The organism is Micromonospora coriariae (genome assembly GCF_900091455.1).
Lineage (GTDB): Bacteria > Actinomycetota > Actinomycetes > Mycobacteriales > Micromonosporaceae > Micromonospora > Micromonospora coriariae.
Genome location: NZ_LT607412.1, coordinates 4,852,980 through 4,879,299, shown reverse-complemented (window position 1 = coordinate 4,879,299; position 26,320 = coordinate 4,852,980). Strand labels below are relative to the sequence as shown.

Genomic DNA, 26,320 nt, shown 5'->3' with positions numbered 1-26,320 from the left:
GAGGCAGTCCCACCGCTGCTCAGACCGCCTTGAGAGGGGTCACCGACGTACCGCCGTAGGCGTGTCCGGGTAGCGTCGGGCGGGCCTCTGACGGCAGCATTGCCACGTGCCCCATCCCTCTCCTCTGGCAGCCGCCCAGCACCGGGCCCTCGCCCTGCGCGCCGCGGGCGACCTCAGCGCCGCCCGGCAGCTGCTCGCGGAGGCCGTCGGATCCGCCCGCCCGTCGTACGGCGAGGACCACCCCGAGGTGCTGCACACCACGCACCTGCTGGCTCGGCTGCACCGGGAGGCGGACGAGCCGCTCGCCGCCCGCCGGTTGTTGGAGGAGGCGTTCGCCGCGGGCGAGCGGCGCTGGGACCACTCCGATCCGGCGATGCTCGCGCTCGCCTTCGAGCTCGCGGAGGTCGCCGAGGAGCTGGGCAACCGGCACGAGGCCCGCCGCAACTACACCCGCGTCGCGACCGCCGGGCCCGCCGTGCTCGGGGAGCACCACCCGGCGGTACGCACCGCCCGCCGCTACCTCGGCGAAGCCGCTGCCGCACCGGCCGAGCATCAGCCGTCGCCGCCAGCGCCCCGGCTGACCCCGGATGACCGTTCCGCCGATCCCGTTCCGGCCGGCGATGCCGGGACGCGCTCCGCGCTGTCCGGTCCGACGCTGTCTCTGGCGACCCTGGCCGCGATGCGACCGTCGGCAGGCGGCCCCCCGGCCGCCGCGTCGCCCTGGGCTCCACCGGCACCGCCGGCCGCGCCCCAATCGACCCCTCCGGCGGTACGCGCACCCGCCGCGCCAACCCCGCCAACCGATGCCGGCCCACCGCCGGGACCGGCTCCCGACCCCCGCGTGATGCCCACCGAGCCGGCAAACCGATCGGCATCGACGTTCGTCACGCCGGGGCCACCGCAGCCCGGAGCACCTCCTGCGCCTCCGCCGGTGGCACCTCAAGCGCCCCAGCTCACGGCGCCTCCCGTACCCCCGGCACCGGCACCTCGCACGCCGCCACGCCAACGCACCGAGGAGCAGCAGCCGGGACCAGCCCGACCGCCGGTCGACGCGTCGCCTCGTCCACGGCCGGCGAACCAGCCGGCGGAGCCGCAGCAGCTGGTCGGACCGCAGCAGCCACCCAGGCCACTGTCCGGGTCACCGGTACCACCGCGCCAACGGGTGGGCGACCAACCGCAGCAGCCAGGGGTCGATGCGCCGCCGACACCATCGGCCCAGGTGCCGGCCGCCGCGCCGCCAGGCCCGGCGGTGCCGCCGTCTCCGGCTCCCCGGTGGGATACCCCGACGATCCAGGTACAGCAGATCGAGCCGCTGTTGGCCGAGGAGATGGCCCGGGCTGCCGCGACGCCGGCCGAGGCGAGCGGGTCAACCAACGTGGCCGGCGGGGCGGCGGGCGGGCTTTCCGCCGCCAGCGCCCCTCCCGAGCCGGTGCACCCGGTGAGCGCCCCACCCGGCCACAACAACCCGGTGTCCGGACCACCCGGCCACAACCACCCGGTGTCCGGACAACCGGGGCTCCCCTACCCCGTGTCGGGGCCGCCCGGCCACCCCTATCCCGTGTCCGGGCCGCCCGGCTACCGCCATCCTGTCTCCGCGCCATCGGCCCAGCCCTATCCGGTGTCCGGGCCGCCCTACGAGCAGCCCGTCTCCGCACCACCGGGCCACGACTACCCGGTGTCCGGCCCACCCGTCTCCGCACCGCCGGTGAGCGCGCCGCCCGTACCGCCGTGGGGGTTGACCGCGCCGCCGTGGAGCCGCACCGCGCCGTCGCAGCCGTTGCCCACTGCCGGCAACGACCCGGCGGGTGGTTCCGTGGTGGACGGGCCCCGGTCCGAGGCGCACCCTGAGGTCGAGCCCGGTGGGGCCACGGCGGTGCCGCCGGGCGTGCCAGCCCATCCGATGGCCGTGACGCCACCCGCGCCGACCGAGGTGTTCACACCCGTGGGGCCGGGCAGCGGCGGTCCGGCAAGGCCCGACTCGGCCCAGCCGGACCTGACCGCCCGACAGTCGAGCCCCGTCGCGGCCGCGGATGGGACGGCACCGCCGGCCGCCCCCGCACCGGCCGCCGAGCGGTATCCGGGCCAGGAGCGGTACCCGGCCCAGCAGTACCACCCGGGTCAGCCGGTGTACCCGGGTCAGCCCTACCACCCGGGCGGCCAGGACGGGTATGGGCCGGCGTACACCGAGGAGAGGTCGGCGGGCCGCGGCCGGGCGACGCTGATCGGTGCGGTGGTGGCCGCCGGGGTGGCCGTGGTGGCGGTGGCCGGACTGGGCGCGGTGATGCTGAGTCGCGATGACGCGCCACCGACGGCCGGGACCGTGCCGACCTCGGCGGCGCCGACGGCGGCCGGGCCACCGCCGGGTGATCTGAAGCTGCGGGACGACGCGGTCACGATCACGCTGACCTGGACCGACCCGTCCGAGGGCGCGGTGCCGTTCATGGTCGCCGGTGGCCGGGCCGGGCAGGCGCTGGGAGTGATGGCCACCGTGGACCCGGGCCGGACCAGCTACACGGTCAACGGGCTGAACTCCCGGGTGGACTACTGCTTCACAGTGCTGGCGGTCTACTCGACCGACAGCTTCGCCACCTCTGGGCAGGTCTGCACCGAGCGGGAGCGCGGCACCCCACCGAGCTGACCTGGGCGTCCACAGCGCACACGCTCGGTATCCACAGGGGTGACCGTGCGGGTTCCCCCGCCACCTGCCGAGCCATATGATGGCACCCGGCTCAGGGGAGGGGTCGCCGCGAGGCGCGCCACCTGCCACGACTCAGGGGAGGCAGCCGGCTGTGGCCAGCATCGAGGACGCCGCGCGCACCGACGCCCCCCGTTCGCGGTCCCGGCTGCGCGGCGGGCTGGTGACCATCGGCACGGTGACCGCGCTGCTGGCGGCCATGGGGCTGACCGTCCTCGGGTTGGGTGCGGCGGACAACGCGGTGGCCAACTACGACGCGAGTTCCTGGCTGTGGAGCGCGGCGCGCAGCGAGTTGGCCCGGGTCAACGGGGTCACCGCCCGCGTCGACACCCGCACCGAGGTCCCCAACGCTCGCCGCCACCCGATGCAGGTCACCCAGACCGACCGGCTGCTGATCTTGCGCGACCTGCAGACCGGGCAGGTCAGCTCACTGGACCTGGCCACCCTGCAGCTCACCGCGACCACCCGGACCACCCCCGGGCTGGGCGTGAGCGTCGCCCTGCACGAGGACGCGGCGTTCGTCGTCGACGCGGTGCAAGGCATCGTGCGTCAGCTCGACCCGCGGTCGCTGGCGCCCGTCGGAGAGCCGGTCCGCTACCCGCCGGGCATCACCGGCGGCACCTTCGACGGCGAGGGCCGGCTCTGGATCGCGGTGCCCAGCGAGGGCACGGTGTCGGCGGTGACCGCCGCGAAGCTGCCGTCCGCGCCGGCGTCGGCCGCGCCGGCCGGTGGCGGGCTCAGTCCGGAGCGGGTCGAGACGTACGACGTTGCCGAGGCCAGTCACGAGCTGGTGGTCTCCACGCTGGACGACGGGGTGGCGGTGCTCGACCGCACCGCTGGGAAGCTGGTGCGGGTGCAGCGCGGCGAGGTGCACCTGACGCCGCTGAAGCTGACCGGTCCGGCGGCGCTGCCGGCTCGCACCAGCGGCCCGCGTGTCCCGGTCACCGTGTCCGCTGAGCGGCGGGTGCTGGTGGTGGGTGACGCCGGCGAGGAGCGTGCGTTCACCGTGCCGGGCAATGGCGACCGGCTCAGCGCGGCGGTGGCCTGGGCGGACCGGTTCTACTGTGCCGACGAGGCCAACGGCACCATCTACTCCTTCGACTCCGGTGGCCAGTTGGTCGACACCATCCGCGGCCGGGCGAACGGGCCGCTGGAGCTGGAGGTGCGGGAGAATCACCTGTTCATCAACTCCCCCGACTCGGCGACCGCCCGGGTGGTGGACGACAAGCACCAGGTGCGCGAGGTCAACAAGTACGCCAACGACGTGCTCGGCGGCGACCCGCCGCCGGCTCCCCCGCCGCCGCCCCCGCCGAAGAAGCCGCGGGTGGGCAAGCCGAGCGCGCCGCGCAGCGTCACCGCCGCCGCCGGCAACGCCGAGGCCCGGGTGAGCTGGCGGCCGGCCGCCGCGAACGGCGCCGAGATCATGAAGTACGTGGTGCAGGGCGCCGGCCAGCGCCTGGAGGTCGGTGCCAACCGGCGCGCGGTGGAGGTCAAGGGGCTGACCAACGGCGAGACGTACCGGTTCGCGGTGCACGCGGTGAACGCCAAGGGCGACGGCCCGTCGCGCAGCAGCAACCCGGTCACCCCGACCGCCGCCGTGCCCGACCCGCCCGCGAGCGTCACCGCTCAGGAGCGGCCGGACGGCACGGTGCTGGTGAAGTGGCCGGCGGCCAACGGGCAGGGCAACAAGATCGCGAAGTACGCGGTGACGGCCAGCTCGGCGGGGACGAACGCGCCGGCCGGCGAGTCGACGAAGACCGACCTGGTGGTGCCCGCCGGGGAGCTGGAGTTCGGCACCCAGTACGCGTTCACCGTCGTCGCGGTCAACGACAAGGGCGCCGGCTCGGCGGCCTCGCCGGTCAGCAACACGGTGGTGCCGTTCGCGGCGCCCGGCCGGCCGGTCGACCTGCGGGCCGGCACGGTCGCCGCCCAGCCCGGCGCGATCACCGTGCAGTGGGCGCCGGCCGAGGCGAACGGCCGACCGGTGACCAAGTACCTGGTGGACGTCGGTGGGCGCAGCAGCGAGGTGACCGACACCCGCACCACCGTCACGGGGTTGGGCAACGGCCAGAACGTCACAGTGAAGGTGAAGGCGGTCAACGAGGCCGGGCCGGGCCCGGAGGCCACCACCACCGCCCGCACGGTCGCCGAACCACGGGTCACGGTGACCGGCTCGTCGGCCACCGCCACCTCGGCGACCGTCACGTTCACAGTGGACGCCGGCGGCGGGCAGGCCACCTGTTCGGTGAGCACGCCGGGCGAGCCGGCGAAGGCCGGGGCGTGCTCCAGCATCACGGTGCCGGGCCTGACGCCGGGCACGAAGTACACGTTCACGGTGACCGCCAGCAACGCCGCCGGCAAGGGCACCGCGACCCGGGCGCAGGACACCGACCCGCTGTACGGCGTCGCGACCTGCAACAACGGGCCGGACGGCGACCAGCGGACGTACTGCGACAGGGAGGTCGACGGCCGCAACGGCAACGAGATCTTCCGGGTCACCCGGCAGGACAACGACCAGCAGGAGGGCTGGGCGAAGCCCGGCACCCGGCTGAAGGCGTACTGCAAGAAGTCGGGCCAGAACGTCGACTCGTGGATCTACAACAACCAGAAGCAGAGCACCTGGTGGGTGCAGGTCGAGTACAGCGGGAAGAACTACATCCCCTGGGCCTGGCTCAACCTGGAGGGCGGCGACAACATCAACGTCCTGCCCACCTGCTGAACCACCCAGGCAAGGAGCACCACCGACCGTGAACACCCACGAGCCGCTCACCCAGCCGGAGGTGCAGGGCTTCGCCGCGCTGGCCGCCCGGCTGGCCGAGAACGTCAACGCGGTGGTGCTCGGCAAGCCGCAGGTGGTCCGGCTGGCGCTGACCGCGCTCTTCGCGCAGGGTCACGTGCTCCTGGAGGACGTGCCCGGGGTCGGCAAGACAACCCTGGCCCGCGCCATCGCCGCCACGGTGAAGGGTCAGTGGCGGCGCATCCAGTTCACCCCCGACCTGCTCCCGTCGGATGTGTCCGGTGTGACGATCTTCAACCAGGCGACGCGGGACTTCGAGTTCCATCCTGGGCCGGTCTTCGCCAACATCGTCATCGCCGACGAGATCAACCGTGCGTCGCCGAAGACCCAGTCGGCGCTGCTGGAGGTGATGGAGGAGCGCACCGTCACCGTGGACGGGGTTCGGCACCCGGTGCCCGCGCCGTTCCTGGTGGTCGCCACGCAGAACCCGGTGGAGATGGACGGCACCTACCGGCTGCCCGAGGCGCAGCTGGACCGCTTCCTGGTCAAGCTCTCCGTCGGGTATCCGGACGAGGCGGTCGAGGTGGAGGTGCTGCGCGGCGCGACCGTCCGCTCCCCCGAGGCGCTCACCCCGGTCACCGACACCGCCACCGTGGGCGAGATGGTGCGGATGGCCCGCCGGGTGCACATCGCCGAGCCGCTCTACGCGTACGCGGTCCGGCTGGCCGCCGCCACCCGCACCCACCAGCACGTGCGCGTCGGAGTCAGCCCCCGGGGCGTCATCGCGCTGACCCGCGCCGCGTGCGCGTACGCGCTGATCGACGGACGGGGTTGGATCATGCCGGAGGATCTGAAGGCGCTCGCCGAACCGGTGTTCGCCCACCGGCTGCTGCTCACCCCGGACGCCCAGGTGCGTGGGATGACCGCGGCGGAGGTGCTGCGCCAGGCCATCGCCTCGGTGCCCGTGCCGCTGCCGTCGGGGCAGCCGGCACCGGTGCAGGGCTGACCGGCAGCAGCGCCATGGGGATCACCGCCCGCGGGGTCGGGCTGCTCGTCGCCGCCGTCGTTCTGCTCGGGGTGGGCTTCCGGTTCGCGTACCCCGAGTTGACGCTGCTGGGGGCGGCGGCCGGCGCGGCCGTCGGCTACGCGGCGCTGACCGCGGCCTGGCGGCCCCGGCTGGTGGTGGCCCGCCGCGCCGACCCGGACCGGGTGGCCCGCGGCGAGCCGGCGAGCATGACGTTGACCGTCCGCAACACCGGCCGGCTGCGCTCGGCGAATGTGCTGGCGGAGGACCGGTGTGGGGACCGCACTGTGCCGGTGCCGCTGCTGCGCCTGCGGCCCGGCCGGGACACCGAGGTCCGCTACGACGTGCCGACCCACCGCCGTGGGGTGGTCCCGGTCGGGCCGCTGCGGGTGACCCGGCGCGACCCGCTGGGCCTGGTGGCGCTGACCCGCCCGTACGGCGCGAGCACACCTGTGTGGGTACACCCCCGGGTCCACCCGCTAACGGCGGTGCCCACCGGCGCGGGGCGCAGCCTCGACGGCCGGGTGGACGGAGTGCCGCACGGGTCGATCACCTTCGACTCACTGCGGGAGTACGTGGTGGGCGACGAACTGCGCCGCGTGCACTGGCGCACCAGCGCCCGGGTCGGCGAGCTGATGGTGCGGGAGAACGTGGACACCAGCCTCCCCCGCCTGGTGGTGCTGCTGGACAACCGCGCCGCCGCGCACCCGCAGCGGGTGAGAGGGGTGGCCGAGTCGTTCGAGTCGGGCTGCGAGGCGGCCGCGTCGATCGTCACCGCAGCGCACCGCGCGGACCTGCCGGTGCTGTTGGTGCTGGTCGCCGCGGAGTCCGCCATATCGGTCGAGCGGGGGCGCGGCGACCGGGTCGACGGCACGGCGGACGGCGAGGACCAGCCGCTCGGGCCGCTGGACCGGCTCGCCGCCGCCGAGCTCTCCGGCGACGACGACGCGCTGCGCGCCGCCACCACCCGACTGCGGCAGGACCGGCTCGGCGACACGCTGATCTTCCTGACCGGGCCGGGTGGCCGCGCCGAGCTGGGGCACGTGGGTGCGCTGCGCGGCGCGTACCCGTCGGTGGTCGTCGGGGTGTTCGGCGCGGCCGAGCCGACGCCGGCCGGTACGGCGGGCCTGGTGGTGGTGGACGCGGCCGACGGCGCGCGGTTCGCCGCCGAGTGGGACGGGGTGCGCCGGTGGTGACGGACGTCGACCAGCAGCGTGCTGGCGGGACCACCGCCGACCCGGCGCGTGCGGAGCCGGGTGCGCCGCCCGACGGATCGGCGCAGCGGGGCGCGGCCGGGGTCGGTCGGGTGCTGCGGGCCGCCGTCGTCCCGCTCGCGTTGATCGGATTGACCTCGCTCGCCGGTGTGGTGCTCGGCCGGGTGTACGCGGGCGACCTGCTGGCCCGGCTGGTCATCGGTGCCGCGGCCGGGTCGGTGCTGGTCAGCGTGGCCGCCCGGCGGCTGCCGTCGTGGCTCGTGGCGCCGGTGTCGGTGGCCGCGATGGCCGGCTGGACACTCTGGTCGTTGCGGCTGGCCGCCGCCCACGCCGAGCTGCCGGGCAGCCTGCTGGAGGTGACCGCGGACGCCGCGCGCAACGGCATCCCCCGCCTGCTCACCGCGATGATTCCGGTCGAGCCCACGCCGGACACTGTGCTGATGCCGGTGGTCGCCGCGTGGCTGGCGGGGCTGGCCGGCGCCGAGGTGGCGCTGCGCACCGGCCGGGTGCTGCTGGGTTACCTGCCGGCGGCGGGGCTCTACGGCGCCGCTCTCTACGTGGTCGGCCCGAACGCCGAACCGGCGATCGGGGCGACGCTGGCGTTCGTCGCGGTCGCCGCGGTGGGTCTGGCGGCGCCCACCGGGTCGCCGGCCGGTGGTGACCCGGCCGCCGACCTCGCCCCCCGGGTCCGCGCGGCGGTGCGGGTGCGGCTCGCCGCCACCGCGGCGCTCGGCGTGGCCCTGGTGGTCGGGCTGACGGCGCTGCTCGGCCCGGTGCTCGCCCGGCAGGTGGACGGTCGGCCGGTGGACCCTCGGCGGTACGTGGAGCCGCCGCAGGTGCAGACGCTGGACGAGAACCCGTTGATCCGGATCTCCGGGTGGGCCCTGCACCCCGAGCAGAAGCTGCTCGACGTGCGCACGGTGCGCCCCGGCGGCGCTGGCAGTGTGCGGATCCGCCTCGCGGTGCTCAGCGACTACGACGGGGTGACCTGGCGGGTCGGCGCCACCTACCGTAACGCCGGTCGGATCCTGCCGGCCGCGACCCCGGCCCGGGACAGCACTGTGGAGACGGTCCGCCAGCAGATCACCGTGGCCGACCTCAGCGGCCGGCTGCTGCCCGCCGTGGCCACCCCGAGCGAGGTCAGCGGCGCGCGGGTGGCGTACGACCCGGCGACGGGGACGCTGATCCGGCCGGAGGGGCTGACCCCGGGGCTGCGGTACACGGTGACCTCGGAGCGCGAACGCCCGGACAACAACCTCCTGGCCACCGCGAACGTGCCCGCCGGTGAGGAGGTGGCCCGGGTGCTGCGGGTGGCCGACGGGGTGCCCGAGCCGATGCGCCGGCTGGCCGCGCAGCTCGCCGAGGAGAACGGCGCCCCGTACGCGCGGGCGGCGGCGATCGAGCAGTTCCTGGCCGAGCACTACCGGGTGGTGGCGGACGCGCCGAGCGGGCACGCGTACCCGAACCTCGGCTTCTTCCTCTTCGGTCCGCGCAACGCTGGCGGGCAGCGGGGCACCTCGGAGCAGTTCGCCGCCGCGTTCGCGGTGCTCGGCCGGCTCTCCGGGCTGCCCACCCGGGTGGTGGTGGGCTTCGAGTCCACCGGGCAGGGGCCGGTGCGGGCCGGTGACGCGTACGCCTGGCCGGAGGTGCTCTTCGACGGGTTGGGCTGGGTGGCGTTCGACCCGCTGCCCCGCCCGGACAACGAGCCGCGGCCGGTGGAGGAGGACTTCCGCCCGACGCCGGAGGATCCGCCGCCGTCGGAGGCGCCGGCGCCCACCGTGGAACCGACCGCGTCGCCCGAACCGGCAGCCGCCCCCGACGGCCCTGCCGGCCAGGGTGGGGTGTCCACCCCGGTGCTGGTCGCCGGCGGCGGTGGTGGCCTGCTGCTGCTGGTGGGGGCCCTGCTGCTCACTCTCCTGGCGATGCGCCGCTCGCTCACCCGCGCCCGGCTCGGCCGGGGTGATCCCGGCCAGCGGATCGCCGGCGCCTGGCGGGAGGTCACCGACGCGCTACGCCTGGCCGGGAGGCCGATCGGCGACGACCTGGCGGCCACCGAGGTGGCCGGTCAGGCCCGCCAGGCCCTGCTTGACGCTCACCTCCGACGGTCCGGCGGCAGGCCGCTCGACCCGGACCCGGCAGCCAACGGCGACGGCCACCAGACCCCGGCCGGCGCGGGCCAGTTGCCGGGCGGCCCGGCCGGGTCCGGAGCCGGCGGGAACGTCCCCGGGATCGACGAGCTGGCCGCTCTGCTCAACCAGGTGGCCTTCGCGCCGGGCACGGCCACCGCGGCCCAGGCCGATCACGCCGGCGCGGTGGCCGCCACCTACGTCGACGGGCTGCGTGCCGCCCGCCCGTGGTGGCGACGGCTGCTCTGGTCCATCCACCCCGGTCCACTACGGCGCCGCTGACCTGCCCTGCCGGGTCCCACCGGCGCGCGCGTCGTCAACGTCCCGTGCGCGCGGCATCGCCATCATCGCGGTGTGCTGCCCAGGACGGGCGCCACGTCGTCGTCGGGAGGGCTGCCAGGTTTCCGAAGTGGTTGATGACCGCCCGGAGTCCCGGGTGTGGGTTCGTCGCGGGGAGGATGAGGAACAGTGGGTAGGCGAGCGTCGGATTGACGATGGGGATGCGGCGTAGGTCATGGTTCGTCGGCCAGATGTATCGGTCGCGCGCCCCCACGAGGGTGGCCACGTCCGCGGAGTCCGCGAGGGTGTCCAGGAGAACCTCGTCGCCGAAGTGCGGGCCTGCCGCGTCGATGCGCAGGTCGAAGTCGGTGGCGAGCTGATCGTAGAACTCGGCCCATTCGCTGCGCGGCGCGATGCCCGGCACCCAGATCCGGTGCTTGCGCAGCTGGAGTGGCGTCAGTGCTCGTGCTGAGGCGAGCGGATGCCTCGGGCCGACGAGGAGTTCCAGCGGCGAGTCGAACGCATGGAGCATTCGCACGTGGCGCGGAAGCGTGGCCGGGTCGGTGATGGTGCGGAACGAGGCGTCGACATCGCCCGCTTCGACGGCGGCGACCGCCACGCGCGGGTCGTTGACCCTGAGGGTCACCACGTCGAGGTTGGTTTCGGGATGCGACCGCCAGTAGTCGTGCAGAACGACGGCCTGCGCGCTTCGCAGGCCGAGAACGTCGATCCGAAGGGCCCGGGAGCCCGGTCTGACCGCGCTGACGGCACGCTCGACACCCGCGACGATGCTCCGGGCGTGCGGGAGAAACGCCTGGCCGTCGAGCGTCAGCTCGACCCCTCGGGCGGTACGGGTGAACAGACGGACCTCCAGCTCGCGCTCCAGGGCGGCGATCCGCTTCGAGACCGCCTGCTGTGTCACGCCCAGTTCGTCGGCCGCGTGTTGCAGTTGCCCGAGCTCGGCCGCCCGGACGAACGATCGCACTGCCTCGGTGTCCATTGGTGCAGCCTATGGCCGCACAACTGATCGTTGTGGCTCGCCCAAAGACGGTTGTTTGACCCTGCGCTCACTCGGCCGATGTGATTCAGGGACCCAAACATCGGTTGTCGCGGAGGAGTCGTGTGCGCGTGAGATCAGGGTCCAGTTTCGGCTGGTTGTGGTCGGCCTACGCCGTCAGCACGTACGGCACGTGGATCGCCTTCGGGGCGTTCCCGCTCATCGCGGTTCGGGTGCTGCACTCGCCGGCATTCGCCGTCTCGCTCCTGGGGGCCGCCGGGCTTGCCGTCGCCGCGGTCGTCGCGGTTCCGTTCGGGCCGTGGGTCGAGCACCGGGCCAAGCGTCCGGTGATGATCGCGATGGACCTGGTCCGGTTCCTCGCCATGGCGAGCGTTCCGGTCGCGTACCTCCTTGACCTGCTGTCATACGGCCAACTGCTGGTCGTCTCGGTCATCTGCGGAACGGCGGGTATCGCCTTCACCGCCGCCTCGGGGGCGTACCTGAAGCACCTCGTCAGGAAAGATCGCCTTCTCGTCGCGAACGGGAGGTTCGAAGGCACGAGCTGGGTGGCGACCGCGGCGGGCCCGCCCATCGGCGGCGCGCTCATCGGGCTGCTCGGCCCGGTCACCACCGTCGCCATTGACGCCATCAGCTTTCTGCTGTCCGCGCTCGCGGTCCTCCGCATCGGCGGAAGCGACGTCGCGGCACCCCGCGACCTGGCGACCAGGGTGCGCCCCACCAACCTTCTCAACGGCTGGCGGTTCATCCTCCACGACACAGTCCTACGACGTCTGTTCCTCAATTCCGTGACGGTCAGCGGACTGATCATGGCCACCAGTCCGCTCCTGGCCGTCCTCCTGCTCGGCCAGTACCACTTCCCCGCCTGGCAGTACGGTCTGGCCTTCGGCATCCCGGCACTCGGCGGCTTCGCGGGTGCGCGCCTCTCCCCGCGCCTCGTCGCCCGCTACGGTCTCCACCGCGTCATGATCGTGTCCGGCTGGCTGCGCTCGATCTTCCCGCTCGGTCTCGCCTTCACCGGACCCGGCGTCCCCGGGCTCCTCACGGTGATCATCGTTGAGGCCCTGCTCATCACCTGCATGGGCGTCTTCAACCCCATCAACGCGACGGAACGCCTGCACCGCACCCCCGCCGACCACGCGGCACAGGTCCTCACCGCATGGAGTATCAGCAGCAAACTCGCCCAGGCCACGCTCATGGCGATCTGGGGAATCCTCGCCACGCTCACCAGCCCGCTCGCCGCGATCACGCTCTCCGGCATCCTGCTGCTCGCCACTCCGCTCCTGCTGCCCAAACGGACACACATGCACCGCGAGCAGTGGGAAGCGTGCGCCGGGTCAGGTGGCCAGGCGGCGGACCAGTTTGCGGAGGCCGGCCTGCCAGCCGTCCGGGTCCTCGGCGCGGCGGCGCGCGTAGACCGCGACCTCCGGGTGCGGCAGGATCAGGAAGCGCTCCTCGGCCAGCCCGGCGATGGTCGCGTCGGCGACCTGGTCCGGGGTGAGCACCGCACCGGAGGCGGCGATCACCCGGGCGCCCAGGTGGCCCTCCACGATCCCGCCCGCGAGCATCGGGGTGTCGACGCCCTGCGGGCAGAGCGCGCTGACCCGGATGCCCCGGTCCCGGTAGGTGATGGCCAGCCACTCGGCGAAGCCCACTGAGGCGTGTTTCGTCGCGGTGTACGCGGCGTCGCCCACCGCGGTCAGCACGCCCGCCGCCGAGCAGGTGTGCAGCAGGTGGCCGCCGCCACGGGCGAGCATCCCGGGCAGCACCGCGCGGGCGGAGTAGACGTGCGCGAGGACGTTGACCCGCCACGCCCGGTCCCAGCCGGCGTCGTCGACCTCCACCCCACCGCCGGTGGTCACGCCCGCGTTGGCGCAGAACAGGTCGATCCGGCCGTACCGCCGCTCGGTGTCGTCGACCAGCGCGCGGACCTGCTCCTCGTCGGTGACGTCGAGTGCGGTGGCGTGCGCGACCGGGCCGATGCCGGCGGCCACCGCGCGGGCCGCGTCGGCGTCCAGGTCGGCGATCACCACTGCGGCGGCGCCCTCGGCGGCGAACCTGCGGGACAGCGCCGCACCGATGCCGCCGGCGCCGCCGGTGACCACCACGATCCGGTCGGTGAGGTTCACGTCGACGCTCCTACGGGGTCGGTGCCCAACTGGGCGATGAGGGTGGTCAGCGCGGCCGCACCGCCGGCGGTCACCTCCGGGGTGGGCAGCAGCGCGAAGACGGGCACGTCCACCCCGGCATCGGCGTAGCGGCGCACCTCGGCGCGACACCGCTCCGGCGAGCCGTGCAGCACGAGCGCGTCGACGACCTCGTCCGGCACCGCCGCGCTGGCGCCGCGCCGGTCACCGGCGGCCCACGCCTGCCACATCGGCGCCAACACCTCGTCGCGGCCGAGCCAGCGGTGGAATTCGGCGTACGCCGGGACGGTGAGGTAGCTGGTGATCAGCCGGCGACCCAGCTTGCGGGCGTACCCGGCGTCCTCGGTGGGGCAGACGAAGATCCGGGCGGCGACCTCGAAGCCGGCGCGGCGCTCGCCGAGTTCGGCGAGGGCGCGTGGCACGTCGTCGGCGCCGAGCCAGTTGAGGATGACCCCGTCGGCCTCCGCGCCGGCCAGCCGGAGCATGCCCGGGCGCAGCGCGGCGAGCAGGATCGGCGGTGGTACCGCCGGGGGCCGTTCCAGGGTGAACCGGCGGACGGTGAAGGTGTCGTAGACCTCGTCCACCGTCTCGCCGCGCAGCGCGGCACGCAGGAAGCGCAGGACGTCCCGGGTGCGCCGGAACGGCTCGTCGAACCGCACGGCGTTCCAGTCGCGGACCAGCACCGGCGAGGACGCGCCGATACCGAGCGCGAACCGGCCCGGCGCGGCCTCGGCCAGCGCCGCCGCGCTCATCGCCAGCAGCCCGGGCCCCCGGGTGAAGACCGGGGTGATCGCGGTCCCCAGCCGCAGCCGGGGCTGCCAGGCCGCGGCGAGCGCCAGCGGAGTGAACGCGTCGGTCCCGGCGACCTCGGACGACCAGACGTCGGTGAACCCGGCCCGGTCGAGCGTCGCGTAGACCGCGGCGTGGTCGGCCAGCGGAATCCCGCCCAACGGCACAGTCATGCCCCATCGATTCGTCACCGATCGATCGTGCCCGTTGACCGGGTCCGCGAGCAAGATCCCCGAACCGGGCAGATTCGCCGTTATCGGGCCGCCAGACACGTGCGCCGGTGTTACGACTGCCAGGTGGACCGGACCGACCGCGCGGGCGGCTGACAGTGGGTTCCAGGACAGCCGGACGCCTGGAGCCGGTATCTGCGACCCGCCGAACCGAACCGGGCCACCTTCCTGGAGCTCTTCTTCGACGCCGTCGCGGTCGCCGACGCCCGGCGGGCGCGCGGCGCCCCACCGGAGGCGCCGAAGACGCCGTTCTGAGCCATCGAGGTACGCCCATGTAATGCCGGCGCGGCAGGTTAATCTCGGCGGGTGACCTTCTCCCTCGTGGCCCGCTCTGCCGACGGCCGGTTGCACGGCGTCGTCGTGGCCAGCAAGTTCCTCGCCGCCGGGGCGCTCGTGCCGGCCGCGGAGGCCCAGGTCGGCGCGCTGGCCACCCAGGCGCACGTCAACCTCGCCTACCGCCCGCAGGGGCTGACCCTGCTGCGCACAGGGGTGCCGGCCGCCGACGTGGTGGCCGGCCTGATCGCCGCCGACGCCGAGCGGGAGCACCGCCAGCTCGGCGTCGTCGGGGCCGGCGGTCCGGGTGCCAGCTGGACCGGGCCGGCCTGCCACCCGTGGGCAGGTGGGCGCACCGGCGATGGCTGGGCCGCGCAGGGCAACGTGCTGACCGGTCCGGAGGTCGTCGACGCGCTGGGCGACGCCTGGCTGGCCGGTTCGGCGCTGCCGTTCGCCGAGCGGCTGGTCGCCGCGTTGCGTGCCGGCGACGAGGCCGGCGGCGACCGGCGGGGTCGGCAGAGCGCCGGTCTGCTGGTGGTCGAGCGCGGCGGCGGGTACGGCGGCAGGAGCGACGTGCTGATCGACCTGCGGGTCGACGACCACCCTGATCCGGTGGCCGAGCTGGGTCGGCTGCTCGCCGTGCACACCCTGCTGTTCAGCCGGCCCGACCCGGCCACGCTGCTGGATCTCAGCGGCGCGGTGGCCGACGAGGTGGCCGCGTTGCTCACCGCTCTGGGTCACCCGGTCACCGACGACGGTCCGGAGGGCGCGTTGATCTCCTGGGCCGGGCTGGAGAACCTCGAAGAGCGGCTGGTGCCGGGGCGGATCGATCCGGTGGTGCTGACGCACCTGCGCGGCGTCGCCCCGCACGTGCCCGCGCCCCGCTCCGCGAGCTGACGCGGGTCAGCTCCCGAAGGCGAGCCAGCGGAACCCGGCGGCGTTGACGGCGGCCCGCTCCGGGCCGGTCAACGCCACCCGCCCGGTGGTCTTGCGGATCAGCGTCAGCCGGTCCCAGCGCAACTCGGCCGGCGCCGGCCGCCCGCCGGTGAGCAGGTCGACGATCACCGTTGCCGCCTGGGCGGTGAGCCACGGCGGGCGGTCCAGCGCGGCGGCCAGGTCCAGCCCGTGCACGCCCACCTCGAGGACCCGGGTCCGCAGGAACTCGGTGAGGCGCATCGCGTCGCCGTGCCGGGTCCGGACCACCCGCTCGGGCGGGGCCGCGGCGACCGCGGCGTCGGCGGCCCGCCACGTCCGGTCGAGGTCGGTCGGCAGCGCCGCCGGGTCCAGCTGCCGCGCGTCCCGCCGGCCGCCGGCGATCCGCTCGGCGTCCACCTCCGGGGTGAACTTCGCCGCGCCGAAGTACTCGGCGGCGTCCACCTCCGGGTGCGGCGGGGCCGGGGCGGCGAGCATGTCGGTCAGCCGGCCCGTGCCCGTACGCACGTGCGCGATCAGTTCGCGGACGGTCCACGGCGGGCAGTCGGTCGGCCGGTCGAGGTCGGCGTCGTCCAGCCCCGTCAGGGCCCCGGTGAGTCGGGCGCACTCGGCGCGGAACGCCGCGCGGATCGGATCCACCACCCGGCTCAGCCCTTGACCCGGGGCACCAGCCGGTGCACGACGCTGAGCATCAGCGCCATCACCAGCGCCATCGTGCCGCCGATGCCGGCGGCGCTACCCGCGTACGCGACGAAGAGCGGCCGTCGGCTCAGCTCGTCCGGCCCGGTGCCGCGCAACTCGACCAGCCAGGACAGGGCCAGCAGGCAGGCGACCAGGGCGAGCACGCCGGCGGCCGCGAGCAGCAGGGCGGCGAGCCGGTGCGCGTCGCCGGGAGCGACCTGCGCCTGCTCCCGCTGGGTGATGAGCAGGACCAGCCCGGCCAGCGCCGCCCAGACACCCACCACGAGGTACGCGGCGACCGCGTCGCTGGGCCGGTGCCATCCGGCGGAGAGGGTGGCCACCCCGGCGGCTGCGGCGTACGCGGCGGCGAGGAAGCCGCCGACGGCCCGCACCTTGGCCGGCAACACGAGCACGAGCGCGATCGCCACCGACGCGGCAACCGTGGTGTGCCCGCTGGGCAGGCTGTTACCCACCGCGGCTCGCTCCGGGTCGAAGCCGTAGTCCGGCCGGTTGAGCCCGGACTTGAGCAGTTGGGTGGAGACGTTCGCTCCGGCGATCAGCAGGGTCGCGGTGATGGCCAGGGCGATCCGCCCCCGCATCAGCGCGATGAACCCGATCATCGCGGTGGCGGCCAGCAGGGAGACCACCGACATCGCGTTGAGGAGCTTGTCCACCGGGCCGTCGATGCGATCCTGGCCGATCCGGTTGCCGGTCAGCGCGACAGTGTCGATCCACTGGCCGACCTCGGTGTGCACGGACACCCGCCAGACGACGAGGAAGGCGGCCGCCTGGACAAGGGCCATGACGACCAACCAGACCGCGGTCCAACCCCTTGCCGTCGCGCGCATTGGCACACGGTAGCGGCCGGTGTCGGCCGGACGGCCGGTGGCCCACCCGGGGGCGGCGGTTAGGTTGAGGCGGAGGCGAGGAGGTGGCGGTGAGCGGCACACCGGAGCGGGACGCCGGCCAGGAGGCGCCCGATACGGGCCGGCGGACCGGGGTCGACACGGGCCGGGACGGACCGGCCCGGACCGAGTCGCTGGCGGATCTGCTGGGCGGGCGGCGCGGCGCCATCGACGCCACTCTGCCACCGCTGGCGTTCGCGGCGGGCTGGCTGCTCGGCGGGGAGTCGCTGTGGGCCGGGGTCGGCGCGGCGCTGGCCGTCGGCGCCGTGGTGGCCGGCGTCCGCCTGCGTCGGGGCGACCGGCCGCGTTCGGTGCTCGTCGGGCTGCTCGCCGTCTGCGTCGCCGCGTTGATCGCGGTCCGCACCGGCCGGGCCGAGAACTTCTTTCTGATCCAGTTGCTCTCCAACGCCGCCAGCGCGCTGGCGTGGGCGGTCAGCATCGTGGTGCGCTGGCCGCTGCTCGGCGTACTGGTCGGCGCGGTGCTGGGCCAGCGCTCCCGGTGGCGGCGCGACCCGGCGCTGCTGCGCGGGTACGGCCGGGCGAGCTGGGTGTGGACGGCGACGTACGTGGTGCGGGTGGCCGTGTTCGTGCCGCTGTACCTGAGCGGGCAGGTGCTCGCGCTGGTGGTGGCCCGGGTCGCGCTGACCTGGCCGCTGGTCGCGGCGGCGCTGGCGGTGAGCTGGGTGGTGCTGCGTCGGTCGTTGCCGCCCGGGCACCCGGGGCTGCGTCACCCGATCATCAAGGGCCCCACCGCGTCGCCCCGGTGACCCCACCGGCTGGGAAACCGGGGCACAAAAGTGGAGAGGCCGCCACGGGGGGAGCGGCCTCTCCGGTGACGTACGTTACTCCGTCCCGGTCGTCGGCGTGATCCCGTGACGGCCCGAATTTCTGGGCTTTTTCGCGGCTGCCTCCAGTCTGGGCGGTGGGGTGGGCCGGCCGACCCGCTGCGTCGGCCGGATGGCCGGCCCACCCCGGCCTGACCGTGGGTGTCAGGCCGTCAGCCGGCCGGGTCCCGTCGTTCCCCCGGACCCGGCCGGACACCGGGGTGGGCGGCACGCCACCCACCCCGGCGCGCTGTCAGCCGTTCGGGAACAGGTTGCCGTAGTCGGCGTACGCCATGGCGACGTCGGCCTGGGCCCAGAACCGGTGGTAGTTGAAGCTGGGCTCCGCACCACCGTTCAAGTACGCCTGCACCTTGGGCCAGTCCGGGTCGTTCTTGTAGAACGACCGGATGTCGACGAAGCTCTTGCCGGCGGCGATGGCGTCACCGTTGGGCATCTTCCCGGTCCAGCCCGGCGGGACGTAGAGGCCCTGCCCGCTGGCCGCGTCGTAGGTGTCGTCGAAGCGCCGGTAGTCGCCGCGCTTCTCGGTGGTGGACACGCCCTTGGCGTCGCTGGCGGCGTGCAGCGCGTCGAGCAGCCCCTTGGCGGTGGTCCTGGCCGCCTCGTTGCCCGACTTGGCCGCGTACGCGATCAGGGTCCGGGCGTAGGCGGCGGCGACGCCGACGTCCTGCCCCTTGACGGTGACCTCGACGTGCAGGTTGGTGTTGGGTTGCGGGTTGGTCGGGTTCCAGGTGGTCGGCTGGCCGGTCCACTTCATGTCCGACGGGATCGACCAGTTGGTGCCGACTGTGGTGTTGGCGATCGCCCAGGGCACCCACTTGTCCAGCAGTGCCTTGGCCTTGGCGTTGCCGGTCTGCAGGTACAGCTCGGCGATCCGCTGCATCGACCAGGCCTGCATGCCGAACCACTGGTTGGACGGCGGGTCGTTGTAGACCGGGTCGACGTCGTAGTACATGCCGTAGAAGGTGGACGTGCCGGCCGGGGGCTGGCCGTAGTTGCCGCCCCAGCTGTTGGTCGCGCCGCCGGCGATGCCGCCCTCGGCGGACTGCAGCCAGGTGTAGAACTCCAGCTGCCGCTCGAAGCTCTTGGTCCAGTCGGCGGCCGCGGTCGGCGACTGTGGCTTGAGCTCCGGGGTGTTGGTCAGCGCCCAGGCCGCGAACGGGTTCTGGTAGCCGAAGTGGTTGTGGCTGGAGCCGATCCGCCAGGACCAGTTCTGGTTGGTCTCGTACGCGCCGCCCCAGGCGTAGTACCAGGACATCAGGTAGTGCGCGGAGTCCTTGCCGCTGCCGGCCGGGCAGGCGCTGGCCCCGACGCAGTTGCCGATCTTCTTGAAGTACTTGTCGAACATGGAGTAGCGCAGGTAGTCGCCCATCTTGGCGGCCTTGGCCACGGTGGCCGCCACATCGGCCTGCTTGCCCTGCGCCTTGGCCCAGGTCAGCGCCCAGTACGCGGCCTGTACGGCACGGGCGTCGGCGTCCGGGGCATTTGTGTACTTCCACTGCTTGGCCGGGGCGGCGGACTCCTTGATGAACAGGTCGAGGTAGCCGTACTGGCCGCCGGCGGTGAAGGTGTCGCAGGACGGCTGCGGCACGGTCTCCCAGACCGACTCCTGGGTGCCCCGCTGGAACGTGTTGATGTACGCCGGCCGGGTGGTCTTGTCGCCGCAGCGGCCGAAGCCGTAGGTGTTGTCCACGTCGATCAGCCAGTGCATGCCGTAGATGTCACCGGTGCCGTAGGTGGACTGCAGCTCGCTGCGCAGCGGGTCCTGGCCCACCGACACCGACGGCTCCAACTGCGAGGGGTACTGGCTGGGCAGGTCGTGCTCGGCGGCGTACTGCGGCGTGCCCGCCGCGCCGGCGGTCGGCTGGTCGGCGTGAGTGGGAATGATGTACTTCTCCATCACCGTCCAGGCGTTGTTGAACGGCGCCCAGTTCTGGGTCACGCGGCCGTACTGGGCCTCCAGCCAGAGCCAGAAGCTGAACGCTTCCGAGGTGGTCTCGTGCCCGTGGTCGGGCGCCTCGACGATCAGCGTCTCCACGGAGTGGTACGGCACGCCCTCGGGGCTGAAGTAGCCGGAGTTCTTGATTTTGCCGTACTGGTCGAGGAAGCGCGTGACGTAGGTGTTGTCGCCACCGGGCGTGTCGTTGTCCACCTCGGTCGCGGTGATCGCGAGCGGGGCGTAGCCGGTGGCCGAGGCGGTGACGGTGGCGGTGCCGCTGACGGTGTCGGCGTCCTCGGCCGCCGCCACGGTGAGGTTGACCCCGGTGTTCCAGTTGCTCGGGGTGAGGCTGACCGTGGCCGGCGAGACGGTGATGTCGGCGTCGCCGGTGCGGGACAGGGTGACCGGCACGGTCGCCGTCGGGGCGGCGCTGAGCTTGAGGTTGACCGTCGAGCTGCCGCCCTCGGCGACGGTGACCGCGGACGGCGTGGCGACGAGCGTCGGCCCGGACGCGGCGGTCACGGTGAACGACTTCTCGGCGGTGGCGCTGAGGTTGGCGTTGTCGTACGCCTTGGCCTGCACGGTGTAGGAGCCCGCCGGCAGGTCTTCGAGGGTGTAGCCGTACGGGGCGGTGGTGTCGGTGTTGACCAGCAGGCCGTTGCGGTAGAACTCGACCTTGCTGATGGTCCCGTCCGGGTCGCTGGCGGTGGCGGTCAGTGGCACGTCGGCCGGCGCCTCGAACGGGCCGGCCGGCACGGTGAGCCCGACGGTCGGCGGCTGCTGCGGGGCACCCCCGCAGGTGACGCCGTTGACGGCGAACGAGGTCGGCTTCGCGTTGGTGCCGGTGTAGGAGCCGTTGAAGCCGATGTTGGTGGTGGCGCCGGTGCCGAGGTTGCCGTTCCACGACTCGTTGGTGGCGGTGACCTGGTTGCCGGTCTGGCTCCAGCGCGCCGACCAGCCCTGGGTGACCCGCTGGTTGCCGGGGAAGGCGAACGTCAGCGTCCAGCTGGTGATGGGATCGCCGAGGTTCTTGATCGTCACGTTGGCGCTGAAGCCGTTGTTCCAGTCGTTGGTCGCGTAGACCACATCGCAGGCCGGTGCGGCCTGCGCGGCGCCGGCGGGCAGGGTCACCCCGCCGACGGCGAGCGCGGCGGCGGCGATGATCGCCACTCGGCGGCGTCGTGCCAGTTGTCTCATGTGCGCGGTGTCTCCTCGGACCAGGCCGGGATGTGCCCGGCGGGGCGCCTGCCCGCGAGGGTGGTGGTGCGCGGGGATTCGAGGCGCCGGGAAGGTGGTCTCCCGGGCCCGGGCCGGGGTACGGCGGTGCGGCCCGCACGGGAAGGGGGTCCCGCCGGCCGCGCTCGGGTGGCCGTGACCGGCGATCGTGCTACCGGTTGCCCTCGGCGGACCCGCGCCCACGCGATCTGGCTCCTGTCGCGTTGAATCGACAGTGTGCCATGGAAGCGCTCCCACAACAAGCGTGCGGCGAGCCGGATCGACGCCGTGTTTCGATCTTGTTTTGGGTCTTTCACAAAGCCGTGACGGGCGTTACAGTCGCAGCATCATCGATGGGAGCGCTTCCATCGATAAAGGTTCCTATTAGAAGATCACCGGGAACGTCTCTGACGAGCCCGGTGAACCAGCCCGAGGGCTGACGACGGGCCAGCCCGGACGCCGCCGTCAGCCATCATCCCGCCACACGGAGGGAGGTGGAACCAGAGCCACTCGCGTGGCCCGGCTCCCGCGCGACACGCACGGCAGGACCCACAATCCGCCCGTGTGTGTGCAGTTACGGTGGGGACGGGGGTTGCCCTCCCCCGTCCCCACACTAAACCCCCGTACACGATGGGAAAAGAGGCCGACGGGACAGGCGCGCCGCGCCGCCCGGTCGGCCTCGTTCGCTGTCCAGGGCTCCACACCGCCTCAACCCGCCACAGTTGGCCCCACAGGATGACCGACTGATCGGGCCGGCCGCCCCTGCCCTATCATGGGAGCGCTCCCGAATTTCGGCGGTTGCCCTGTATCCACGAGGAGAATCCATGTCGATACCTTCCGGGCCCGCCGGCCCGCTGCGCTTCCCCAGCGACTTCGGTTGGGGCGCGGCCACCTCCGCGTACCAGATCGAGGGCGCCGCCAAGGAGGATGGCCGCGGCGAATCGGTCTGGGACACCTTCGCCCGCACCCCCGGGCGCACCCGCAACGGCGACACCGGCGACGTGGCCGCCGACCATTACCACCGGTACGTCGAGGACCTCGACCTGATGCGCGACCTCGGGCTGCGCAGCTACCGCTTCTCCATCTCCTGGCCCCGGATCCAACCCGACGGCAGCGGCGCGCCCAACCAGCGCGGGCTCGACTTCTACCGCCGCCTCCTGGACGGCCTGCACGAGCGCGGCATCGCCCCGATGGCCACCCTGTTCCACTGGGACCTGCCACAGGCCCTGCAGGACACCGGCGGCTGGGAGTCGCGCGACACCACCAACCGGTTCGCCGACTACGCCGACGCGGTCTTCCAGGCCCTCGGCGACCGCGTCCCGGTCTGGCTGACCGTCAACGAACCCAAGACCGTGGTGCAGAACGGCTACCTCGGCGGGCACCACGCCCCCGGCCTGCGGGACCCCGACGCGGCCTACCTCGTCGCGCACCACCTGCAACTCGCCCACGGGCTCGCGGTCCGCGCGCTGCGCGCCGCCGGCGGCACCGGCCGGATCGGCCCCGCGCTCAACCTGCACCCCTGCTACCCCGCCGACGACTCACCGGAGGCCGCAGCGGCGGCCCGGCTCTACGACGGCTACGAGAACCGCCTCTACCTCGACTCCCTGCTCAAGGGCAGCTACCCACAGGATGTGCTGGCCGACCTGGGCCCACAGAGCCGGATGGTCCGCGGCATCCGCGACGGCGACCTGGCCGTGATCTCCGCACCGGTAGACCTGCTCGCGGTGCAGTACTACACGCCGATCTACGTCACCGCCGACGGCGGCACCGAGCAGCGCTGGCCGACCTCCGAGGCCCGGTGGCAGCAGATCTACCCCGACGGGATGTACGACATCCTGACCCGGGTCACCCGCGACTACGGCCCGATCCCGCTCACCGTCACCGAGAACGGGCTGCCCACCCCGGACGCCCTGGCCACCGATGGCGCCGTCGACGACACCGGCCGGATCAGCTTCCTGCGCGACCACCTGGCCGCCGCACACCGGGCCATCGCCGCCGGGGTGCCGCTCGAGAGCTTCCACGTCTGGTCGCTGTTGGACAACTTCGAATGGGATGCGGGGTACGACCAGCGGTGGGGACTGGTCTACGTGGACTACCCGACCCAGCGGCGGGTGCTCAAGAGCAGCGCCCACTGGTACCGCTCGGTCATCGCCGACGGCGGCTTCTGAGCAGGCTGCCCGGGCAGCCGGGCCCCGGCGGCCGGCTCCGGTGAGCCGGTGACCGTCCGGGGCACGGCCGGGGCCGGTCAGCGGGGCAGCGCCTGCTGCAACTCCGCCCGCAGCGCCGGGGTGAGCATCTCGCCCGCCTGCTTCGCCAGCCGGGCCATCTCGTAGCCCACCACGCCGATGTCCGCGTCCCCGGCGGCGAGGGTGGCCAGGATCGACCCGTCCCGGACCTGCATCACCAGGAAGTAGCCCCGGCCCATCTCGACAACCGTCTGCTTGACGACGTCGCCGTCGAACATCTGGGCCGCGCCCGCGGTGATGCTCATCAGCCCGGAGGTCACCGCCGCGAGCTTGTCCGCGTGGTCGCGGGGCAGGTTGTCGGAGATCGCCACCAGCAGCCCGTCCGAGGAGACCACCACCGCGTGCGCCACGCCCGGCACCCGCTCCGCGAACGCGCTCACCAGCCAGCTCAGGTCCCGTGCCTCCTGGCTCAACGTCGTCACTGTCGTCGTCCCCCTTCATCGTGCCCCCCGGACGGTGGCACGGGTATCTCGGTGGTGTCCTCGGCCTCGGCACGCCGTACCCCGCTGTAGAGCCGGGAAAGCATGCCGCCGACCGCTTCCGGGTCCAGGTCGGCCCGCGCCGGCGCCGACTCCGGCCGGGCCGGGCGCGTGACCGAGGAGAGCTGCGCCATCGGCACCCGCATCGGCAGGCCCCGCTCGTTCGTGCCGGCGATCACCGGAATTGCCGGCGGCACGACCGGCCCCGGCGCCGCCGGCCCGGTCGGGCCCTCGCGGGACCACCATCCGCCGCCGTTGCCCGACGGCCCCGGGGTGAGCACGTCCTCGGCCCGGACCGGCACCGGGCGGGCCTGACGCGGCACGGCCGCCCCGGGCGGGCGGCCCGCAACCGGCAGGTCCAGCGGCGTGACAGCCGGCCCGGACGAGCCCGCGGCCCGGGCAGCCCCGGGCGTCCGCTGCGCACCAACGCCCCGAGCGGCGGCGGCCAGCATCCGGGCCGGGGCCGGCGGATCCAGCTCCACCGCTCCCGCCGGGGCCAGCAACGCGGCGGGCAGCGCGAGCCGGGCGGTCAGGCCGTTGTGGCCGCCGTCCAACCGCACCCGCACGCCCAGCCGGGCGGCCAGGTGGCTGACCACGAACAGGCCCATCCGCTCGACCGTCGCGACGTCCGCAGCCGGCGGGCTGGCCAGCACCTCGTTCGCCTCGGCCAGGGCGGCCGGGCTCATGCCCAGACCACGGTCCGTGATCTCGATCAGGGCGCCGGCGGCCTCGACCCGGGCGGTCACCGCCACGACGGTGTCCGGGCGGGAGAACGCGGTGGCGTTCTCCAGCAGCTCGGCCAGCATGTGCACCAGCTCACCGACGGCATGCCCGACCACGTGCACGTCGCCCACCGACTCCAGACGGACCCGCTGGTACTGCTCGATCTCGGCGGCGGCCGCCAGCAGCACCGGGCCGAGCCCGACCGGCCGGTTCCACCGGCGGGTGGAATCGGTGCCGGCGAGCACCAGCAGGCTCTCGTCGTTACGGCGCATCCGGGCAGCCAGGTGATCGAGCTTGAACAGGTTCTCCAGCTGATCCGGGTCGCTCTCCTCGCGCTCCAGGTCGTCCAGCAGCTCCAGCTGGCGCTCCACGAGCACCTGGCTACGCCGGGCCAGGTTGACGAACATCGCGTTGACGTTGCGCCGCATCGTCGCCTGCTCGACGGCGACGGTGACCGCGCTGCGGTGCACAGCGACGAACGCCTCCGCCAGCTCGCCGATCTCGTCGAGCGAGCGGACCACCGCCGGCGCGACCTCGATGCCCGGCACCCCGCCGGTCACTGTCCGCAGCCGGTCCAGGGCGTCCGGCAGCTCCACCTGCGCGATCCGCAACGCCTGGCTGCGTAGCAACCGCATCGACCGGGCGACCGAGCGCCCGACGAGCAGCGAGATCAGCAGCGCGACCAGCAGCACGGCGACGATCCCACCGGCCACCAGCAGGGTGGTCCTCAGCTGGCCGCTGCTCGCCCCGTCGGCCTGCCGGACAGCGTCGTCGAGCACCCCCGCCTCGACCTGGCGCAGCAACTCCTGGCGCTGCTGGCTGGCCGACCACCACTGCTCCGAGGGCAGCACCTCGGGCGTCGCGTCACCGGCCGGCAGGCTGCGCTCCTCCAGCTGGGTGGCGACCAGGAACAACGGGTCCACCGAGGTCTCGTCGTACCGGCGGATCTGGTCCGTGGTGGCGGCCACCCGGAACGCGCCGAGCGCGGTCAGCTGCTGGGCACGCAGGTCGGTCAGGAGAACCCGGTCCTCTGTGCCGTACCGACCGGCGCGGGCGGCGGCGTAGAGCTGGGCCCGGACCCGCGAGGAGAGCTCCTTGACCCGGGCGATCTGGACGTAGCGCAGCACCGCGTCGCTCAGTGCCGGCCGTTCCTGGCCGGGCGTCGGCTCGGCGAGCAGGTCGAGCAGCGTGTCTACGGCGCGGTGGTAGTTGCTCAGGATCGTGTCGGTGCTGAGCACCGCGGGCGGGATCGCCGGCCGGATGTCGACCACCTGGTCGTACGCCTCCAGCACCTCGGAGAACGCGACCCGCCAGGACGCGTCGGCGTCGGCCAGTGGCTCGGCCGCCCGGCGCAGGTCCACGATGGCCCGATCGGTCGCCGCCTGCAACGGCTTCAGGGCGGTGGACGTGGCCTCCCGGTCACCACCCCTGCGCAGCTCGCCCAGCTCCCCCGCCGAGCGGTCCCGCTCCTGCTGGAGCTGGTGCACGACCGCGGTGATCTGCCGGCCGATGCCGACCTGCCGGGCGAAGTCGTTCAACGCCGTCGTCCGCCCCACCAGCGCGCTGGTCTGCACGCCAGCGAGCACCAGGAACGCCACCGACGGCACCACCAGAACGGTGGCCAGCTTGGTGCTCATCCGCCAGTCCCGCAGCCGGAACGGCGAGCGGCGCCGGTGCGGAACGACCCGGACATCGAAGCGACGCCGACGATGGTTCGACACCGCGCCGTTCACCGGGTCGGGACCTACCGCCACACTGCCTCCTCCGTCCTGCCGCGTCCACCGCGGTCCGGGGAGCGCAGTCCATCCAACCAGGCTCGGGAGCGCTG

The 26,320-nt window shown here is 73.7% G+C and carries 16 protein-coding genes and 1 pseudogene; 9 read left to right on the top strand and 8 right to left on the bottom strand.

Annotated features, from left to right (window positions below; all coding sequences use genetic code 11):
• Positions 1-106: 106 nt before the first annotated feature.
• The 5 genes from GA0070607_RS33985 to GA0070607_RS22670 all read left to right on the top strand — a co-directional run bounded on the left by GA0070607_RS33985 (position 107) and on the right by GA0070607_RS22670 (position 10,078).
• A complete protein-coding gene (locus tag GA0070607_RS33985) occupies positions 107-2,638 on the top strand; it encodes a tetratricopeptide repeat protein (RefSeq protein WP_331716428.1) in 2,532 nt (843 codons plus the stop codon).
• A 151-nt stretch (positions 2,639-2,789) separates the two neighbouring features.
• A complete protein-coding gene (locus GA0070607_RS22685) occupies positions 2,790-5,414 on the top strand; it encodes a fibronectin type III domain-containing protein (RefSeq protein WP_089020000.1) in 2,625 nt (874 codons plus the stop codon).
• Positions 5,415-5,442: 28 nt separating this feature from the next.
• Positions 5,443-6,438 carry an AAA family ATPase gene (locus GA0070607_RS22680; protein WP_089019999.1) on the top strand — a complete coding sequence of 332 codons (996 nt, stop codon included), beginning with the start codon at positions 5,443-5,445 and terminating at the stop codon, positions 6,436-6,438.
• Positions 6,439-6,452: 14 nt separating this feature from the next.
• Complete coding sequence (locus GA0070607_RS22675) at positions 6,453-7,652, top strand: DUF58 domain-containing protein (RefSeq protein ID WP_089019998.1); 1,200 nt, start codon at positions 6,453-6,455, stop codon at positions 7,650-7,652.
• Positions 7,628-10,078 carry a transglutaminaseTgpA domain-containing protein gene (locus tag GA0070607_RS22670; protein WP_408630846.1) on the top strand — a complete coding sequence of 817 codons (2,451 nt, stop codon included), beginning with the start codon at positions 7,628-7,630 and terminating at the stop codon, positions 10,076-10,078. The genes GA0070607_RS22675 and GA0070607_RS22670 overlap by 25 nt, the downstream gene beginning before the upstream one ends.
• A gap of 34 nt (positions 10,079-10,112) precedes the next feature.
• On the opposite strand, the gene GA0070607_RS22665 is transcribed toward GA0070607_RS22670, so the two are convergent.
• Positions 10,113-11,075 (bottom strand): LysR family transcriptional regulator, encoded by a 963-nt coding sequence (locus GA0070607_RS22665; RefSeq protein WP_089019997.1) that lies wholly within the window; start codon positions 11,073-11,075, stop codon positions 10,113-10,115.
• Between the two features lie 80 nt (positions 11,076-11,155).
• Between GA0070607_RS22665 and GA0070607_RS22660 the strand changes: the two are divergent.
• Positions 11,156-12,319, top strand: a pseudogene (locus GA0070607_RS22660) (MFS transporter); the annotation flags it as partial.
• 108 nt (positions 12,320-12,427) lie between these two features.
• Here the strand turns inward: GA0070607_RS22660 and GA0070607_RS22655 are convergent.
• Complete coding sequence (locus GA0070607_RS22655; RefSeq protein WP_089019996.1) at positions 12,428-13,219, bottom strand: SDR family oxidoreductase; 792 nt, start codon at positions 13,217-13,219, stop codon at positions 12,428-12,430.
• Positions 13,216-14,199, bottom strand: coding sequence for an LLM class F420-dependent oxidoreductase (locus tag GA0070607_RS22650; RefSeq protein WP_089019995.1), 984 nt, complete (start codon positions 14,197-14,199; stop codon positions 13,216-13,218). Before GA0070607_RS22650 ends, GA0070607_RS22655 begins: the two co-directional genes overlap by 4 nt.
• Before the next feature lie 363 nt (positions 14,200-14,562).
• Here GA0070607_RS22650 and GA0070607_RS22645 point away from each other — a divergent pair, with 363 nt between their 5' ends.
• Positions 14,563-15,426 carry a DUF1028 domain-containing protein gene (locus GA0070607_RS22645; RefSeq protein ID WP_089019994.1) on the top strand — a complete coding sequence of 288 codons (864 nt, stop codon included), beginning with the start codon at positions 14,563-14,565 and terminating at the stop codon, positions 15,424-15,426.
• A 6-nt stretch (positions 15,427-15,432) separates the two neighbouring features.
• Here GA0070607_RS22645 and GA0070607_RS22640 read toward each other — a convergent pair whose 3' ends face one another.
• Positions 15,433-16,113, bottom strand: coding sequence for a maleylpyruvate isomerase N-terminal domain-containing protein (locus GA0070607_RS22640; RefSeq protein WP_089019993.1), 681 nt, complete (start codon positions 16,111-16,113; stop codon positions 15,433-15,435).
• Positions 16,110-16,991: a phosphatase PAP2 family protein gene (locus GA0070607_RS22635; RefSeq protein WP_089019992.1), complete on the bottom strand. Its 882-nt coding sequence runs from the start codon at positions 16,989-16,991 to the stop codon at positions 16,110-16,112. The genes GA0070607_RS22640 and GA0070607_RS22635 overlap by 4 nt, the downstream gene beginning before the upstream one ends.
• A gap of 191 nt (positions 16,992-17,182) precedes the next feature.
• Here GA0070607_RS22635 and GA0070607_RS22630 point away from each other — a divergent pair, with 191 nt between their 5' ends.
• A complete protein-coding gene (locus tag GA0070607_RS22630) occupies positions 17,183-17,815 on the top strand; it encodes a DUF3159 domain-containing protein (protein ID WP_089022029.1) in 633 nt (210 codons plus the stop codon).
• A gap of 310 nt (positions 17,816-18,125) precedes the next feature.
• On the opposite strand, the gene GA0070607_RS22625 is transcribed toward GA0070607_RS22630, so the two are convergent.
• Positions 18,126-21,026, bottom strand: coding sequence for a glycoside hydrolase family 48 protein (locus GA0070607_RS22625; protein ID WP_089019991.1), 2,901 nt, complete (start codon positions 21,024-21,026; stop codon positions 18,126-18,128).
• 842 nt (positions 21,027-21,868) lie between these two features.
• Between GA0070607_RS22625 and GA0070607_RS22620 the strand changes: the two genes are divergently transcribed.
• Positions 21,869-23,212, top strand: coding sequence for a GH1 family beta-glucosidase (locus tag GA0070607_RS22620; protein ID WP_089019990.1), 1,344 nt, complete (start codon positions 21,869-21,871; stop codon positions 23,210-23,212).
• 77 nt (positions 23,213-23,289) lie between these two features.
• On the opposite strand, the gene GA0070607_RS22615 is transcribed toward GA0070607_RS22620, so the two are convergent.
• Positions 23,290-23,712, bottom strand: a complete 423-nt coding sequence (locus GA0070607_RS22615) for a roadblock/LC7 domain-containing protein (RefSeq protein WP_074307750.1) — start codon at positions 23,710-23,712, stop codon at positions 23,290-23,292.
• The gene (locus GA0070607_RS22610) at positions 23,709-26,246 is read right to left on the bottom strand and encodes a sensor histidine kinase (RefSeq protein ID WP_231930157.1); all 2,538 of its coding nucleotides are present in this window, start codon (positions 26,244-26,246) and stop codon (positions 23,709-23,711) included. Before GA0070607_RS22610 ends, GA0070607_RS22615 begins: the two co-directional genes overlap by 4 nt.
• Positions 26,247-26,320 lie beyond the last annotated feature (74 nt).

Coding starts and splice junctions, on each gene's coding strand:
- GA0070607_RS22625 (WP_089019991.1), bottom strand. CDS start 21,026: ATGAGACAACTGGCACGACGCCGCCGAGTGGCGATCATCGCCGCCGCC.
- GA0070607_RS22665 (WP_089019997.1), bottom strand. CDS start 11,075: ATGGACACCGAGGCAGTGCGATCGTTCGTCCGGGCGGCCGAGCTCGGG.
- GA0070607_RS22620 (WP_089019990.1), top strand. CDS start 21,869: ATGTCGATACCTTCCGGGCCCGCCGGCCCGCTGCGCTTCCCCAGCGAC.
- GA0070607_RS22650 (WP_089019995.1), bottom strand. CDS start 14,199: ATGACTGTGCCGTTGGGCGGGATTCCGCTGGCCGACCACGCCGCGGTC.
- GA0070607_RS22675 (WP_089019998.1), top strand. CDS start 6,453: ATGGGGATCACCGCCCGCGGGGTCGGGCTGCTCGTCGCCGCCGTCGTT.
- GA0070607_RS22635 (WP_089019992.1), bottom strand. CDS start 16,991: ATGCGCGCGACGGCAAGGGGTTGGACCGCGGTCTGGTTGGTCGTCATG.